We start from the raw sequence: 15,921 nt of genomic DNA on the forward strand, positions 1-15,921 counted from the left end.
GTTCTTTTGTAATTAGCATTCTTCTATAGGAACTTTTATGTCTTCAATTATTTTGCCTGAAACTGCTCAACCATATAACGCAGATATCACCACACCTAACTGGATGATTAGCGGTATGGAGAAAGTCATGCAGTTTTATGTTGATCGCAATCTAAGACTGGACACGGTTTCGGCTGAGATGATGCCTAATCCTATCGAAGGCAAGAAGTACATGCTGTATGCGCATATTCCTTTCTGTCACACCCTATGCTCATTCTGTACTTTCCACCGCTTTCTGTTTAAAGAAGATAAGGCGCGCGCGTATTTTATCTCTTTGCGTAAAGAGATGGATATGGTTAAAGCCCTAGGTTACGACTTTGAGTCCATGTATATCGGTGGTGGCACCACAACCGTATTAGAAGATGAGCTTGCCCGTACCATTGAGCACGCAAAAAAGCTATTCCCGAGTATCAAAGAGGTGTCGTGTGAGTCAGATCCACAGCATCTTGATAGCCCTGGCTTTAAACAGCTTGAAGGCTTGGTCGATCGTATGTCTATCGGCGTACAAAGCTTTAACGATGATATTCTGACCATGACAGATCGCATCGAGAAGTTTGGCTCGGGTCAGCAAACTTTTGATAAGATCATGGCGGCAAAAGAGCTATTTCCAATTATCAACGTAGACTTGATTTTTGGCTTCCGCGGTCAAACCGATGAAGTGATTCAGCATGACTTGGATATGGCGTCTCGTTTGGATCCACGCCAAATCACCACTTATCCGCTGATGATTACTCACCAAACACGTAAGAGCGTAAAGGGTAAGTTGGCGGCCCCACATGGCGATATGGCGCGTCAGTACCGCCAGATCCTAAATAGTTTGAATGGTCAGTATAACCAGCTATCGGCATGGGCATTTGGTAAGGCGAATAATGAAGGCTTCGACGAATACGTTATCGATTACGATGAGTATTTAGGTGTAGGTTCGGGCTCGTTTAGTTTCTTAAACGATACACTCTATGTGAATACCTTCTCATTAAGAAATTACCAAGAGCGGATTGCAACTGGTCGTATGGGCGTGGATCAGCAGAAGAATTATGGCCGCAAGGAAGTGATGCAATACCGCTTTTTACTGGGTATGTTCTCTGGTCGTCTGTCGCGTAAGTATTTCCGTGAGACCTTTGGGGTGAATCTCGATACTGCCTTGTTCAAAGAGATGGCATCGATGAAAGCCATTGGCGCCATTAAAAATGATCCAACAGACCCGGATAAGTTGATCGTTACCGATAACGGTAAGATGATGGGACTGCTGATGATGAAAGAGTTCTATTCGGGTATGGATAACGTACGTGCTCAGCTACGTAAGCCACTTAAAGCTTGCGATATGTAATCGTATGCTGATTTAATTTTGATAGGCTGGTGATGATACCGATTGGGATTACAGGCCTAGACCAAAGAAAGGGTGATGCTTAAGGGCTCACCCTTTTTGTTTAAGCATTGGAAACTAAAGCCTGACTTGGCACCTCTGTCGAAATCTCTTACTATCAAGTTAATAGTCATTCTTATCGAGCTGTCATGGCGAATATATTATTGGTAGCAAACCTCAATTGTGATCGTATTTTTTTGCTTAACCATCCCATTAAAACCGGTGGTCGATTTCATTATAAAGATGGTGGTCAGCGCTTAGGTGGCGGCGGTGCCAATACGGGTATTGGCCTCGTCTGGGCCGGGCATCAGGTATCACTGGTCACAGAGGTAGGCCGCGATGATGTGGGAGACTGGTTACTCGCCGAGGCCAGCACTCAAGGAATTAATTGCAGCCTGATCCAGCGCCGTGCAGGTAGTACTGGTGAGATGCTGTTGATGATGACGCCGGACGGTGAGCGAACCATCATCAGACCCGAGCGACCCAAGTTCGAACTGCCGTTGCCGCCAAACTGGCAAAATGTCGATGTCCTCTATATCAACTCTTCAAGCGAGGGGGCTGCCAGTTGGGCTAAGACTGCTATGCCGTATTGCTGGGTGGTCGCTCAGCTAGCAAAAGATCAACGGGCACGACCCTGTCATGTACTTATTGCTTCACTGAGTGATATGCAAGGCCGCTGTGAAGGCGACCCATGGGAGTTTGCAAAATCGATATCAGGGAATGATCTAAAGTACTTTGTGGTTACCGACGGTGAAAACGGGGCGATGCTATATAGCGCAGCAGAGTCTGTACTGGTCGCGGCGGTACCCAGTCAAGTTGTAGATACCACAGGGGCGGGGGACGCCTATGCGGCTGGGCTTATTCACGCCTTAGTTAGTCAAAAAGAGATCGTCGCAGCAATGCAGGAAGCAGCCATTTGGTCTGGTTTTGCGGTGGCCTGTAATAGCTCAATTCCAGGTAAGGGTTTGAAACACTATTTAACGGCGGAGTAGCGGTGCTATTGGAGCTGTCTCATATTTGTATTGCTCCGCTCTACTGCTCAGCAAGCTGACCGAAAACCCCCATTTTATAACTCTAATGCCCTGTTGTTCCGACAGGGTATCCTTTTATCTATGCCTTAAATAGAGTAAAAGGCGATGCGAGCACCTTAGTTTTCAGTTATTATTCACAAAAGTTTAACAATATCGAGCAATTAAACTGCTAAGTTTGCTGATGTTGAGTGAGGGCTATTATGGGTGATAAGGGTTGGAACGATAAGAAACGTTTTATTTGGATTTTATCCTTATTGCTATTAGTTGCCTTCGTGGTGACGAGTGGAATTAGTTATCAGGTCGCCCATGATTCATTAACTGAGCAAATAAAAGAAAATAATTTACCCCTCACTAGCGATAATATTTACTCAGAAATTCAACAAGATCTGCTTAAACCTATTTTTATCTCTTCATTGATGGCACAGGATACTTTCGTTCGAGATTGGACCATTAACCAAGAACAGAACCCTGAGAAACTTATTCGCTATCTGAAAGAGATCCAAGATAAGTATGGCACGGTCACCAGCTTTTTTGTTTCAGAAGCTACGCGTAACTATTACCATTCGAGTGGCGTGCTCAAACGGATTAAAGATATTGATCCGGAAGATGCCTGGTATTTTCGAGTACGCTCCCTACCCGAATATGAACAATATGAAGTGAATATCGATCCAGATACCGCAGATCAGAATCGAACCGTTATCTACGTTAACTATAAGGTCTTTGATTTTGAGGGAAACTTTATAGGGGTTACCGGGGTTGGCTTGGCGGTTGAAAGTGTAAAGCGTCTCATTGAACTCTATCAAACTCGTTATAACCGCAGCGTATATTTTACCGATAGGCAAGGCAATATTACCTTGCATAGTCAACAGTATGATGGTGCTGCGACCCTACAAACTAGCCTCGGCCTTGAAAAGCTAGCAATTCGAATACTTGCCAGCCCAAGCACTTCATTCTCGTATCAAAAAGCGGGGAAAACTATCTTCCTTAATAGTCGTTTGGTGCCGGAGTTTAAGTGGCACTTAATTGTGGAGCAGGATGAAGCGCGGGGTGAGCAAAAGCTGTTAACCACCTTTTGGGCTAATATCGGATTAAGTTTGTTAGTCACCATCGGGGTCCTGATCATCGCTAATATGACCTTGGGTAAATATCAGCGAAAGTTGGAATTGATGGCATCAACCGACAAGCTAACAGGTGCGGCTAATCGACAAGCTTTCGAAGAACATTTTGCAAACTCATTAACGAGATCCGTGCTTGATAGCAGGCCGATGTCATTACTATTAATGGATATCGACCACTTTAAATTAGTCAATGACTCTTACGGGCATAATATTGGTGACTTGGTTATCCAAACCGTTAGTCATATGCTAAAAAGCCAGCTTAAAGAGGATGACTTACTCTGTCGTTGGGGCGGTGAGGAGTTTCTGATCTTGCTGCCTAACTGCAGCTTAAGCCAGAGCAGTGAGCTAGCCGAGAGGATAAGAGAGCTGGTGGCAGGGCGACTATTGCGAGTCAATGGTTGTGAAATCAATGTCACCTTGAGCTGTGGTGCTGCGCAGCACCGCGCATCTGAAACGGCCGAAGACCTGATCAATCGTGTTGATATTGCACTCTATCAAGCCAAGGAGCAGGGACGTAATCGAGTGGTTCTTTCCTATTAGCGGGTTAACTCGGATATAGAGTATCACTTTAATTTGCAACTCAATTAAGCTGCTACATCCATAGGTGATGGTGTTAGCATAGTTTACGTTTTTCTACAGAGTCGATATTGATGGAATCTCAAATATTAGTTGAGCAGATCTCTGGTTTATACCTAGGTGAAGCGATAGTAGAGCTAGCTAGTGTAACTTCGGGGATCAATCACAAGAGTAGAGCCACAGAGCTACAAGTCGGCACCCAAGCTGTTGTCGGTGATACTCAAGCCGATCCTAAGCATCATGGTGGTCTTGATCGGGTGTTGCATCATTTTCCACGAGAACATTACGGTCAGTATCGTCGTTGGGACATGATGGCAAGCTTTAAAGATGCCCCTGCCATGGGGGAGAACATCAGCACCGTTGGCTTAGATGAAACCCAAGTCCATATTGGCGATATTATTAAAATCGGTGAAGTCGAGCTGCAAGTAACTCAGCCGCGCTCACCCTGCTTTAAACTTAATTTGCAGTTCGGTCATAACGAGTTTGCTTTAGCTATGCAGCAAAGTGGACGTTGCGGCTGGTTTTATCGAGTAATAAAGCCCGGAACTATTTATGAAACCGACAGTGTGGTGTTGCTTGAGCGCTTGACCGATATCAGTGTCGCCGAGGCGATGCATATCTATTTCTTACCTGAATTTAATGCCGAACAATATCAACGTTTAGCTGATTGCAAAGGGTTAGCCGTTGCTTGGGTACATAGCCTGCAACGCCGTATTGAAAACAATGCCATCGAAGATTGGCAAATGCGCCTATATGGCCCGCAAGCAAACTAATGGACACAAGTGATTTCAAGGAGTGGAGAGTATGACCCAAGATGAAAAGAATATGGGGGTATTGGTACATCTGGCGAGTTTTTCGGGTTACCTGATCCCTTTTGGCAGTATTTTAGGCCCGCTTATCGTTTGGCTGATGAAGCGCGATGAATATGCATTTGTGGAAAGCTGTGGGCGAAACTGCCTTAACTTTAAGATAAGTATCATTATCTACTTTATTATCAGTGGAATACTTATGTTCGTCGGTATCGGATTTTTTCTATTTGGTATTTTAGCCATCTTCGATGTCATAGTGACAATTATCGCCGCGATTAAGGCGAGTGACGGCGTGAGTTACAAATATCCGCTAACGATTAACTTCATTAAGCCAAGAGTGTAATTAACCTATTTTAAGTGCTCTGAAAAATAAAATGCCTATCGATGATATTCGATAGGCATTTTTGTTTGGTTCTTTACTTGGGCTAGTCGTAAGCGCAACTACATATTGGGGTAGTTTGGTCCGCCGCCGCCCTCTGGAGTGACCCAAGTGATGTTTTGGCTTGGATCTTTGATGTCACAGGTCTTGCAGTGAATGCAGTTTTGTCCGTTGATAACAAACTTCTTCTCACCCGCTTCTTCGACAATTTCATACACACCAGCAGGGCAGTAGCGCAGCGCTGGTTCATCATATTTCACCAAGTTCACCTCTATGGGGATACGAGCGTCTTTAAGGCGCAGGTGACAGAGCTGATCTTCTTCATGGAAGGTATTAGACAGATAAACCGAAGAGAGCTTATCGAAACTCAGTTTGCCATCAGGTTTAGGGTAGTCAATCTTGCTGTAGGCACTGGATTCAGCCATCTGCGCATAATCAGGCTTCTCGTCCCTTAGAGTAATAGGCAACTTACCGCCGAACCAGTTTTGATCGATAAAGTTAAACGCGCCGCCTAAGTAGGTGCCAAACTTATGCATGGCCGGACCGAAGTTACGTGATGTATATAGCTCCTCTTTGAGCCAGCTTTCATCGAAACGGTCTTGTAGGCAGTCGAGATCTTTACCCGGTTCAACACCGGCCATCATAGCCTGTGCCAGTGTCTCTGCCGCTAGCATGCCACTCTTCATCGCCGTATGTGTGCCTTTGATCTTGGCAAAGTTCAGCGTGCCAGCGTCACAGCCGATAATCATACCGCCCGGGAAGGTCAGTTTAGGCAATGAGTTTAGGCCACCTTTCGTGATGGCTCTTGCACCATAAGAGATACGCTCGCCGCCAGCGAGGGTCTTAGCGATAACGGGGTGTGTCTTATAGCGCTGGAACTCATCGAACGGGCTTAGGTGGGGGTTTTTATAGTTAAGGTCGATAATCAAACCAACAGCAACTTGGTTGTCTTCCATATGATACATGAAGCCGCCACCAGAGGCGCCCTCTGTGAGCGGCCAGCCACCGGTGTGCACAACCTTACCGAGTTCATGTTGCTCGCTCGGTACCGTCCAGATCTCTTTAAAGCCGAGACCGTAGTGCTGCGCAGTCTTGCCGTTATCGAGGTGATACTTCTCGATAAGCTGCTTGCCTAGGTGGCCGCGGCAGCCTTCAGCAAATACGGTATATTTAGCGTGTAGTTCCATGCCCGGCTCATAGCCGTCTTTAGGTTGACCATCCTCGCCGACCCCCATGTCACCAATTTGAATGCCTTTAACGCTGCCATCAGGATTAAACAGTAACTCGCTTGCAGGGAAACCCGGGAAGACTTCGACACCTAACTCTTCGGCGCGCTCGGCGAGCCAGCGACAAAGGTTACCGACACTGATAATGTAATTGCCTTCGTTATGCATGGTTTTAGGGAGAAGTGCATTAGGCATGGCGCGCGCAGCGGTTGCCGAGCTGAGCATATGAATTTCATCATGAGTCACGGCGGTGAGTAGAGGAGCATTCTTATCGCGCCAGTCGTCAAATAACTCATCGAGCACTTTGGGTTCGAACACTGCGCCAGACAAGATATGTGCACCGACTTCAGAGCCTTTCTCGACCACGCAGACTGTTAGCTCTTGGCCAGTGTCTTGAGATATTTGCATTAAACGACATGCCGTTGCCAAACCTGCTGGGCCAGCACCCACGATTACCACATCGAATTCCATCGATTCGCGTTCCATCAGATCACCTTTCCTTCTTATTTCCCCCGATGACAATAGTGCCGATTGCATCCATCGGACTATAAACGGGTGTTTTAATGTTTTAGTGCACCTTACCTCAAAATCAGTCAAGGGCACAGCGTTTCTAAGCTAAGTATGCAGATATTTTAAGCATTTTTTGGCGTGATAACTGTCACAAAAACTTTATATGTGTTGGTTTTTGACGGCAAATGTGGGGTTTGGGGTATGGTTTGTCACAAAAATACGCCTATAATCAAGGTTGACGGTTCTCCGAGCTTCTTACCCTACGTCGAGACAGATACGGGTTTTTAGCCGTGGCAATAACGCCACCGGGGTGAGAAAAGAAATGATCTCACCTCCCCTTACTTGGAAAGGTGATCATGTCCCAACTACAAGACAATTTTGGTCGACGGTTTCATTACCTGCGTATGTCAGTCACTGACGTATGTAACTTTAAGTGTACGTATTGCCTCCCCGATGGCTACCGCCCTGACGGTAAGCCCAAGTTTCTCGATCTCAATGAAATCGAGCACCTCGTTTCGGCATTCTCGCAAGTCGGCACCCAAAAAATCCGCATCACAGGTGGTGAGCCCTCCCTACGTAAAGACTTCACCGATATTATTCGTATCGTTAATGACAACGATAAGATTAAAACCATTGCCACCACGACCAACGGTTACCGTTTAGCTAAGCATGCCCAAGAGTGGTATGACGCTGGGCTTAGACGTATCAACATCTCGGTCGATAGCTTAGATCCAAAGATGTTTTACCAGATCACTGGTGAGAATAAATTTGATGAGGTGATGCGTGGCGTGGATGCGGCGCTAGAAGCAGGCTTCGAGCGCGTTAAAATCAATGCCGTGCTGCTAAAAGGCCTCAACGATAAAGATCTGCCACGTTTTCTGCACTGGATTAAAAACACCCCCATTGATTTACGCTTTATTGAGCTGATGGAAACGGGTTTAGGCCATGATTATTTCAAGGCGCACCATCTAGCGGGTAACGACATCAAGTCGCAGCTAGAACAGGCGGGATGGCAATTCGATACGCCTGCGGCTGATGATGGTCCAGCGCAAAACTTCAGTCATCAAGACTACCAAGGTCGCATCGGGCTTATCATGCCTTACGCGAAGAATTTCTGTGCCAGTTGTAATCGCCTACGTGTGTCGGCAAATGGAAAGCTTCATCTTTGCCTGTTCACCGAAAATGGCGTTGACCTGCGCGATCTACTGCAAACGAGCGATCAGCAAGCGGAGTTAGTTGAACGCTTGCATGGCCAGCTCGCGCAGAAGAAGCAAACGCACTTCTTACACGATGGCATTACAGGTGTTACGCAGCACCTCGCTTCTATCGGCGGCTAATTAAACTCTGATCTGACGCAACTTAGTTGCGTCAGAAGCTAGGTATAATTATCGCTATGACTCGAATAAATAAGAGACCATAATGGGACACTGCACTCAAAGCCAGTTTTCGGCGCTAAACATTGCTGTTTTAACCTTATCTGACACCCGCGATTTTGATTCGGATACATCGGGTGCTTTTCTTGAGAGCGCATTGCTTGAGGCTGGGCATAAGCTTGCCGAACGTCAGATTATCAAAGATGATAAATACCAGATCCGTTCGGTACTATCCCAATGGATCGCCTCCGATGATGTGCAGGTGATCATTACCACTGGCGGAACAGGTTTTACCGATAGGGACAATACCCCTGAAGCGGTTAAGCCATTGTTCGATAGAGATATCGAAGGCTTTGGAGAGCTTTTCCGTCATATCACTTATACCGAGCTTGGTACTTCGACGGTGCAGTCGCGTGCCTTAGGTGGTATCGCCAATAAAACCGCTATCTTCTGTCTTCCAGGCTCCACAGGTGCTTGCAAGACTGGCTGGAATAAGCTGATTAAAGAACAACTTGATGCAACACATCGTCCTTGTAACTTTGTGATGCATGTAAAAAAAATCACCGAATAGGTCTCATCGAGACAAGTTTTACGGTGCTGTTTTTAGGTACCTTGACCCAAATTTATTAGAAGGCGTAAACCCAATGACCCATGCTTTTACCCATATTAATGCCGATGGTAATGCTCACATGGTAGATGTGACAGATAAGTCTGTTACCGAGCGTGAAGCGCGAGCCGAAGCCTATATTGAGATGGCGAGTGAAACCTTAGAGATGATCATGAGTGGCAGTCACCACAAAGGTGATGTATTTGCTACCGCACGTATTGCGGGCATTCAAGCGGCGAAGAAGACCTCCGATCTCATTCCACTTTGTCACCCGCTAATGCTGACTAAGGTTGAGGTTGAGCTAGAAGCACAACCTGAGCATAACCGCGTATGGATCCGTAGCCTTTGTAAGCTTTCGGGTAAGACTGGCGTTGAAATGGAAGCATTAACGGCGGCTTCAACTGCTGCACTGACCATCTACGATATGTGTAAAGCAGTTCAAAAAGATATGGTGATTTCTCAGGTTCGTTTAACAGAGAAACGTGGCGGTAAGTCTGGGCACTTTAAGGTATAGAGACCAATATGATTAACGTATTATTTTTCGCACAAATTAGAGAACTGCTTGGCACCGCTAGCGTTAAAATTGAAGCGGGTGAACACACTCAAACAGCCGAAGGCTTGCGTGCAACGTTAGCCGCGACCGATGACAAGTGGGCCAAGATTATGGCGTCAGACAAGCTATTGGTTGCAGTAAATCAAACCATCAGCCAGTGGGATACGCCGATTGTTGATGGTGACGAAGTGGCATTCTTCCCACCAGTAACTGGAGGTTAAGATGATCCGTGTTCAGACCCAAGACTTTAATGTCCCAGAGGAATATCACTTAATCAGCCAAGATAACAGCGATGGTGCGGTAGTGACGTTTGTCGGTAAGGTACGTGACTTTAACGATGGCAGTGCAGTGACCGATCTAACGCTTGAGCATTACCCTGGCATGACAGAAGCGGTGTTGAATCAGATTGAAGTCGAGGCGCGTGAGCGTTGGCCGCTAAACAAGGTCACCATTATTCATCGTGTTGGTGCCATGGCTCTGGGTGAGCAGATCGTATTTATTGGTGTCACGAGTGCTCATCGCAAGGCAGCCTTTGCTGCTTGTGAGTTTTTGATCGATTTTCTTAAGACAAAAGCACCGTTTTGGAAATTAGAAGCGGGTGATAAAGGCGCAAACTGGGTTGAAGCCCGTGACGCCGATGAACAAGCCGCAAAAATGTGGGATAAAAAAGCGTAGCAAACGCTTTAATTCAAGGAGTTCAGCTCAATGAAGTTTAGGGTTATGGTGCTTGCTCTATTGCTGCCCTTTTTAGCAATAAGTAACGGCGCGTCAGCGGCGCAAGATGTACCAGCGATAGCTGCGGCATCGAGTATTAAGTTTGCCCTCGATGATATTGCCAAACAATTTACCCAAGAGACTGGGCGCAAAGTGCGGATCTCCTATGGTTCCTCTGGCAATTTTGTTGCCCAGATCCGACATGGAGCCCCATTTGAGCTGTTCCTTTCTGCCGACGAGCGTTATATCAAGCAGCTGACTATGGCTAAGCAGACACTCGATGATGGCGTGGTTTATGCGGTAGGTCAGCTTGCGATTGCCGCGCCTAAGTCGTCGCCATTAACCTTAGACCCTGACTTAGAGGGGCTTAAGCAGTTGATGGCCGCAAACCAGCTAAAACGTTTTGCGATAGCCAATCCTGATCATGCTCCTTACGGTGAGCGTGCCGAAGAGGTGCTTAAAAAATTAGGGCTGTGGCAGCCGATTCAACCATATCTGGTGTTTGGTGAAAACGTGTCTCAAGCGGCGCAATTTGCCGTGAGCGGTGCGACTCAAGGTGGTATCGTTGCCTTGTCGCTGGCCGTGGCAAAACCTTTCGAAGCGCGTGCTAACTACGTAGTGATCCCGCAAAAATACTATACACCATTGGATCAGCGTATGGTGCTAACCTTAAAAGCGGGTGAAACGGCCAAGCTATTTTATACCTATCTGCAGTCTGAACAGGCTCAAGGTGTATTTGCTAATTATGGCTTTTCGAGAGCGATGAATTAATGGATTGGGAAGCGTTATTGCTATCGATTAAGCTCAGTAGTGTGACTGTGCTTATCTTGATCCCGCTGGCAATTTTAGCGGGACGCTTTTTGGCTTATCGACATTTTCCCGGTAAGTCTTGGGTCGAAGCCTTGGTGATGGTGCCGCTGGTGCTACCTCCAACGGTGATCGGCTACTATCTACTGGTGGGGCTCGGTAGTGAGTCATGGCTCGGTCGAATGCTAGAACAACTACTTGGCCACCAATTGGTATTTCACTTCTCCGGCTTAGTCGTCGCCTCCATCCTCGTTAATATTCCTTTTGCGATTCAGCCGATCCAACGCGCCTTTGAAGCGGTACCTGAAGATGTACGTGATGCGGCGGCTTGCTGTGGTATGAGTCGCTTGAAAGTGCTATTTAAAATTGAACTGCCTATGGTCTGGCCCGGCGTGTTAACCGCAATGGTATTGTGTTTTTCTCATGTTCTCGGTGAGTTTGGCGTGGTACTGATGATGGGCGGTAATATTGCCGGTGAGACTAAGACCATTGCTATCTCTATCTATGATAGCGTGCAGGCGTTTGATTTTGCCAGCGCGGGCAATATGTCTCTGGTATTACTGCTGTTTGCGATTACCGTACTGGCGTTAACGACAAGTCTATCGCGTCGTGTTGGAGGACAGTATGTCGCAAAGCGTCGCTGATCTATATTGTCGTATAAAACAGACTAAACACATTAAATTAGATGCCGAGTTCAGTTGTAAGGCTGGCGAGGTCTTAGCGGTTGTTGGCCCATCAGGGGGCGGAAAGTCGACTCTACTGAGGATGATTGCAGGTTTGACGCTACCTGAAGGTGGTGAGATCCGCTATGGTGATAAACACTGGTTTAGCAAAGAGCAGGGCATACAGCTGACGCCGCAGCAACGTCACTTGGGTTATGTGCCGCAGCATTTTGGCTTGTTTCCTAACCTAACCGCGTTAGAGAACGTGGTCGCCGCGCTGGATCATATCCCTAAGGCTGAGCGAGAAGCCCGAGCGAAAGATTGGCTTGAGCGGGTGAACCTACATGGTCTGCCTGACAGATTGCCGGCGCAACTCTCTGGCGGCCAGCGCCAACGGGTGGCACTGGCTCGTGCCTTGGCGCGTGAGCCTTCGGTATTGCTGCTGGATGAACCCTTCTCTGCAGTAGATAGAGAAACCCGTGAACGTTTATATCTAGAGCTGGCTCGCCTTAAAGAGCAGTTAGCGATCCCTGTGGTGATGGTGACTCACGATTTGAATGAAGCCATGCTGTTAGCGGATAGCATGATCTTGATTAGCCAAGGTAAGATGCTGCAACAAGGTCGACCACGTGAGGTGCTGACGCGCCCGCGAGATGAGGCTGTGGCTAAACAGATGGGATTGCGTAATATCTTCGATGCTCATGTGATTGCTCAGGAAGAGGAGCGGCAGATCACTTGGCTTAAGTTTGGTGAACATCTGATCGCCAGTACCTATTTCGATAGCTTAGATGTTGGCACTAAGGTGCGCTGGGTGGTGCCTAACCAAGGCGTGCGCTTTAACTCGATTAAGAAGGGGCGTTTGTGCCGTAGCTTCAATAAACTCGATATTACTATTGACTCTATGTTGGCCATGGGGGAGACGGTGCGAGTGCTTGCTAGTGTCGCTGGCGTACAGCATAAGATCCATGCCGAAGTGCCATTACACTTAGCGCAGGAATTGGAGTTAACCGTAGGCACACAAACCACTGTGGCGTTAAAATCTGAGCTAATCCATATACTGGAAAAGTCGCCTTTTTAGGTGGGGTTTATCGGCGTTCTCCTATGCTTTAGCCATATGATCAAAGTTTAATCTTTGCTCCATCTAGATGTTATGCACAATGGCATAAACTAGACTCATATATTGAGAGGAGTACTATTTTATGTCTAAAAAATTAACCGGCTTAATCATATTATCAGCGGTATTAACGCTACCAGCTTTCGCTGCTTACAATGGTCCAGGCCCTGCAACTCAGGTTAAGACGGCGTCAGACGCAGCTAAAGCAAAAGATGACACTCCAGTTGAGCTAACGGGTTATTTAGTACAAAACCTAGGCGATGAAAAGTACCTATTTCGCGACGATAGTGGCGAGGTAGAAGTTGAAATTGATAACGTACTTTGGCGTGATATTGAAGTATCGGATGACTCTAAAGTCAAACTTGTCGGTAAAGTTGATGATGAGTGGCAAGGTATTGAAATAGAAATTGACAGCATACGTCTGGTTTCTGAATAATCCTTTATTGAAAGTGGTTTAGTGTTTTATTTTTTGGAGGAGCCATGGCTCGCTGGCTGATTGGTTTGTTGTTAGTTTCTGGTAGTTCGTTTGCTGGACAAGGCTTGTATTCAATGATGTCTACGGGGAATTATCCCTCGCCTACAGAAATAATGCAGAAGCTTGAGCTGCAGCATGAAGGGGTGATCTCTGAATTTGAAGTGGATATCGAAAATGGTGAATTGGTTTATGAGTTCAAGATAATCGATCCGCAAGCTAAAACCATTACAAGCTACGAATATCGAGCGATAGATGGCAGCTTAAAAGAGCGCGAAGTCGGGCGTCTTAAAAAAGATGATAATGACGAGCTTGCTGGTGTAGTAATGCTACAACAAAATGGTTTATCGCTGTCGGAGATGTTAATCCTAGTCGGCGAAGAAACCCGCGGTCATATTGTCAAAGCTGAAGTTGATAATGATCTAGAGATCAGCTATATAGAATTAGAAATACTTGATATTGATGGTAAACGTCAGTTAGCCTTCGATATTGAAAATAAACAATTATTACCACTGCTCAAATGGAACTAAAACATGAAAATACTCATGGTTGAAGATGATGCGACTACCATCGAATATGTCGTAAAGGGATTTGTTGAGCAAGGGCACAATATAGAAACGGCAACAGACGGTCATCAAGGCTTATTGCTGGCTACCAGCATGAAGTACGACTTGATCATTTTGGATCGTATGTTGCCACAGCTAGACGGGCTAAAACTGTTAGCGGCGCTACGCGCCACGGGTAGTCAAACACCAGTATTGATCTTGTCTGCACTCAGTCACGTTGACGAGCGAGTCAAAGGTTTGCGTGCTGGTGGCGATGACTATATGACAAAGCCTTTCGCTTTCTCTGAATTGTTGGTTCGCGCCGAAAAGTTAATGCAACGTGGTGAATCGCTGCCCACTATTACCGACTTGAATGTCGGTCCGCTCACTATTGAACTGCTGACACGTAAAGTGACCTTAGATGGGCAAGAGATCTTGCTGCAGCCGAAAGAGTTCCAGTTACTTAAGTACCTGATGGAACATGTGAATCAAGTTATCAGTCGCACGCTACTGTTTGAAGCTGTGTGGGATTATCATTTCGATCCGCGTACTAATGTTATCGATGTGCATATCGCTAAGCTAAGACGTAAGTTTGAAGAGCTAGGCCATGGCGAATTAATCGAAACGGTTCGAGGTGCTGGATATCGGTTACGCCAAGGGCATTAAGCCCTATCAGAGTAGTGCTTGGCGCATTACCATCATATTTTCAGCCCTAGTAACCGTCATTATTGGCACCTTGTTACTGGGGATGTATCGTCAGCTGATCAATGAACAAGAGCATCAGTTGGACCTGCATCTCGATGCTGAAAGGACTCGCTATCAACAGATGGCACTGACCCTGGATAGACGTAGCTTTGCGACTCAGGTACGCGGTGCCGATCCTAAAGTTGCCTTGATTGTCTGGCGCGACACCGCCGATCTTGTCGGCTCTCTAAGCATGATCCCTAAAGATATGCCTATGTTGCCCGAGAAGCATGAGTTTCCGGTATTTACTGGTGGTCCCGAAAAGCTACACATCTTAACTGGTGGCATGGTGATGACGCGCTATGGTCCTATGCTTATCGCGACCCGAGTGGATCAGCTCGGTGCCTTAATCGATAAATTTACCAATGCCGCAATTACTGCACTGATGTTGACCCTTGTGCTGACGCTGGCGCTGGGCTATCTATTTTCTAAAGCCATTTTACGCCGTCTCGTACAGTACAACCGCTTGAGCAAGCGGATTGAACAGGGGCAATATTCGACTCGATTACCAGTGAGCTGGCGTCAAGATGAATTTGATATGCTGGCACGGCAGTTTAACGGAGTACTCGATGCACTAGAGCAGAACTTAGCGGCTGTGCGTGGGGTCACCGACAATATCGCCCATGATCTACGTACACCTTTGTCTCACTTGCGTATTGGGCTTGAGCAACTGCCGAGTAAACCCAAAGAGGAGCTTGAAGAGGGCTGTGCCATCCTCACCGAAGAGCTAGATCATTGCTTAGCGACTTTCGATGCCATGCTGTCGTTGACGCGCATCGAAGAGGGTCAGCAAACTCTGGAGTTACAAGATGTCAGCTTAATCAATATCAGCCAAGATCTGTTTGAAATGGCGGATGCGATGGCCGAATTTAATGGTCAATCATTGAAACTGACAACGGGTGAAGAGTTTCAGGTCCGTGGTGACAAGTATCTATTGTTCCAAGCGCTATTTAACTTGGTCGATAATGCCGTTAAATATTCTGGAGAAGGTGCTGAAATTTGCATTTCACAGAATCGCAATGTCATCTCTATTCAAGATAATGGTCCGGGGATCCCTGAGGCTTCTCGTGAGAAGGTATTCGAGCGCTTGGTGCGTTTAGACCCCAGTCGTCACCACAAAGGCACAGGGTTAGGTTTATCTATGGTGAAGGCGATTCTGTCGCGACATAATGCTAAAATAGCGCTAACCGATAATCAGCCTGGCCTAAAGGTTATTATTACTTTTTAATCTTTGTGCTAGCCAAGCTACGCTACTGCCAACCTGTGGAACCCCCTATCT

General features: G+C 46.6%; 18 protein-coding genes and 1 riboswitch. Of the genes, 17 read left to right on the plus strand and 1 reads right to left on the minus strand.

Annotated elements, in window-relative coordinates; genetic code table 11:
* Nucleotides 1-37 precede the first annotated feature (37 nt).
* The 5 genes from SHAL_RS00590 (at nt 38) to SHAL_RS00610 (ending at nt 5,279) form a co-directional block, all read left to right on the plus strand.
* A complete protein-coding gene (locus SHAL_RS00590) occupies nt 38-1,366 on the plus strand; it encodes a coproporphyrinogen III oxidase family protein (protein WP_012275249.1) in 1,329 nt (442 codons plus the stop codon).
* Between the two features lie 185 nt (nt 1,367-1,551).
* A complete protein-coding gene (locus SHAL_RS00595) occupies nt 1,552-2,394 on the plus strand; it encodes a PfkB family carbohydrate kinase (RefSeq protein WP_012275250.1) in 843 nt (280 codons plus the stop codon).
* A 239-nt stretch (nt 2,395-2,633) separates the two neighbouring features.
* Nucleotides 2,634-4,091, plus strand: a complete 1,458-nt coding sequence (locus tag SHAL_RS00600) for a sensor domain-containing diguanylate cyclase (RefSeq protein WP_012275251.1) — start codon at nt 2,634-2,636, stop codon at nt 4,089-4,091.
* A 110-nt stretch (nt 4,092-4,201) separates the two neighbouring features.
* Nucleotides 4,202-4,900 (plus strand): MOSC domain-containing protein, encoded by a 699-nt coding sequence (locus SHAL_RS00605; protein WP_012275252.1) that lies wholly within the window; start codon nt 4,202-4,204, stop codon nt 4,898-4,900.
* A 31-nt stretch (nt 4,901-4,931) separates the two neighbouring features.
* Nucleotides 4,932-5,279 (plus strand): DUF4870 domain-containing protein, encoded by a 348-nt coding sequence (locus SHAL_RS00610; RefSeq protein ID WP_012275253.1) that lies wholly within the window; start codon nt 4,932-4,934, stop codon nt 5,277-5,279.
* A gap of 98 nt (nt 5,280-5,377) precedes the next feature.
* Here the strand turns inward: SHAL_RS00610 and SHAL_RS00615 are convergent, their stop codons facing one another.
* Nucleotides 5,378-7,027, minus strand: coding sequence for an electron transfer flavoprotein-ubiquinone oxidoreductase (locus tag SHAL_RS00615; RefSeq protein WP_012275254.1), 1,650 nt, complete (start codon nt 7,025-7,027; stop codon nt 5,378-5,380).
* A 256-nt stretch (nt 7,028-7,283) separates the two neighbouring features.
* Nucleotides 7,284-7,420, plus strand: a riboswitch (molybdenum cofactor riboswitch).
* Between SHAL_RS00615 and moaA the strand changes: the two genes are divergently transcribed.
* The 12 genes from moaA to SHAL_RS00675 all read left to right on the plus strand — a co-directional run bounded on the left by moaA (nt 7,408) and on the right by SHAL_RS00675 (nt 15,870).
* Nucleotides 7,408-8,388, plus strand: a complete 981-nt coding sequence (gene moaA, locus SHAL_RS00620; protein ID WP_012275255.1) for a GTP 3',8-cyclase MoaA — start codon at nt 7,408-7,410, stop codon at nt 8,386-8,388. Its footprint overlaps the riboswitch before it by 13 nt.
* A gap of 82 nt (nt 8,389-8,470) precedes the next feature.
* The gene (moaB, locus tag SHAL_RS00625) at nt 8,471-8,995 is read left to right on the plus strand and encodes a molybdenum cofactor biosynthesis protein B (protein WP_012275256.1); all 525 of its coding nucleotides are present in this window, start codon (nt 8,471-8,473) and stop codon (nt 8,993-8,995) included.
* Nucleotides 8,996-9,068: 73 nt separating this feature from the next.
* Complete coding sequence (gene moaC, locus SHAL_RS00630; protein WP_012275257.1) at nt 9,069-9,545, plus strand: cyclic pyranopterin monophosphate synthase MoaC; 477 nt, start codon at nt 9,069-9,071, stop codon at nt 9,543-9,545.
* Nucleotides 9,546-9,553: 8 nt separating this feature from the next.
* Nucleotides 9,554-9,805: a molybdopterin synthase sulfur carrier subunit gene (moaD, locus tag SHAL_RS00635; RefSeq protein ID WP_012275258.1), complete on the plus strand. Its 252-nt coding sequence runs from the start codon at nt 9,554-9,556 to the stop codon at nt 9,803-9,805.
* Nucleotide 9,806: 1 nt separating this feature from the next.
* Complete coding sequence (gene moaE, locus SHAL_RS00640) at nt 9,807-10,259, plus strand: molybdopterin synthase catalytic subunit MoaE (protein ID WP_012275259.1); 453 nt, start codon at nt 9,807-9,809, stop codon at nt 10,257-10,259.
* A gap of 30 nt (nt 10,260-10,289) precedes the next feature.
* Nucleotides 10,290-11,069, plus strand: coding sequence for a molybdate ABC transporter substrate-binding protein (gene modA / locus SHAL_RS00645; protein WP_012275260.1), 780 nt, complete (start codon nt 10,290-10,292; stop codon nt 11,067-11,069).
* Nucleotides 11,069-11,749 (plus strand): molybdate ABC transporter permease subunit, encoded by a 681-nt coding sequence (gene modB, locus SHAL_RS00650; RefSeq protein ID WP_012275261.1) that lies wholly within the window; start codon nt 11,069-11,071, stop codon nt 11,747-11,749. Before modA ends, modB begins: the two co-directional genes overlap by 1 nt.
* Nucleotides 11,730-12,845 (plus strand): ABC transporter ATP-binding protein, encoded by a 1,116-nt coding sequence (locus SHAL_RS00655; protein WP_012275262.1) that lies wholly within the window; start codon nt 11,730-11,732, stop codon nt 12,843-12,845. Before modB ends, SHAL_RS00655 begins: the two co-directional genes overlap by 20 nt.
* Before the next feature lie 121 nt (nt 12,846-12,966).
* A complete protein-coding gene (locus SHAL_RS00660) occupies nt 12,967-13,317 on the plus strand; it encodes a NirD/YgiW/YdeI family stress tolerance protein (RefSeq protein WP_012275263.1) in 351 nt (116 codons plus the stop codon).
* A gap of 44 nt (nt 13,318-13,361) precedes the next feature.
* On the plus strand, nt 13,362-13,883 hold the full coding sequence (locus tag SHAL_RS00665; RefSeq protein ID WP_012275264.1) for a PepSY domain-containing protein: 522 nt from the start codon (nt 13,362-13,364) through the stop codon (nt 13,881-13,883).
* 3 nt (nt 13,884-13,886) lie between these two features.
* Nucleotides 13,887-14,564, plus strand: coding sequence for a response regulator transcription factor (locus SHAL_RS00670; RefSeq protein WP_012275265.1), 678 nt, complete (start codon nt 13,887-13,889; stop codon nt 14,562-14,564).
* An 82-nt stretch (nt 14,565-14,646) separates the two neighbouring features.
* Nucleotides 14,647-15,870: a sensor histidine kinase gene (locus SHAL_RS00675; protein ID WP_190273634.1), complete on the plus strand. Its 1,224-nt coding sequence runs from the start codon at nt 14,647-14,649 to the stop codon at nt 15,868-15,870.
* Nucleotides 15,871-15,921 lie beyond the last annotated feature (51 nt).

Origin of the sequence: Shewanella halifaxensis HAW-EB4, from assembly GCF_000019185.1 — a bacterium.
In the GTDB taxonomy this organism is placed as follows: domain Bacteria; phylum Pseudomonadota; class Gammaproteobacteria; order Enterobacterales; family Shewanellaceae; genus Shewanella; species Shewanella halifaxensis.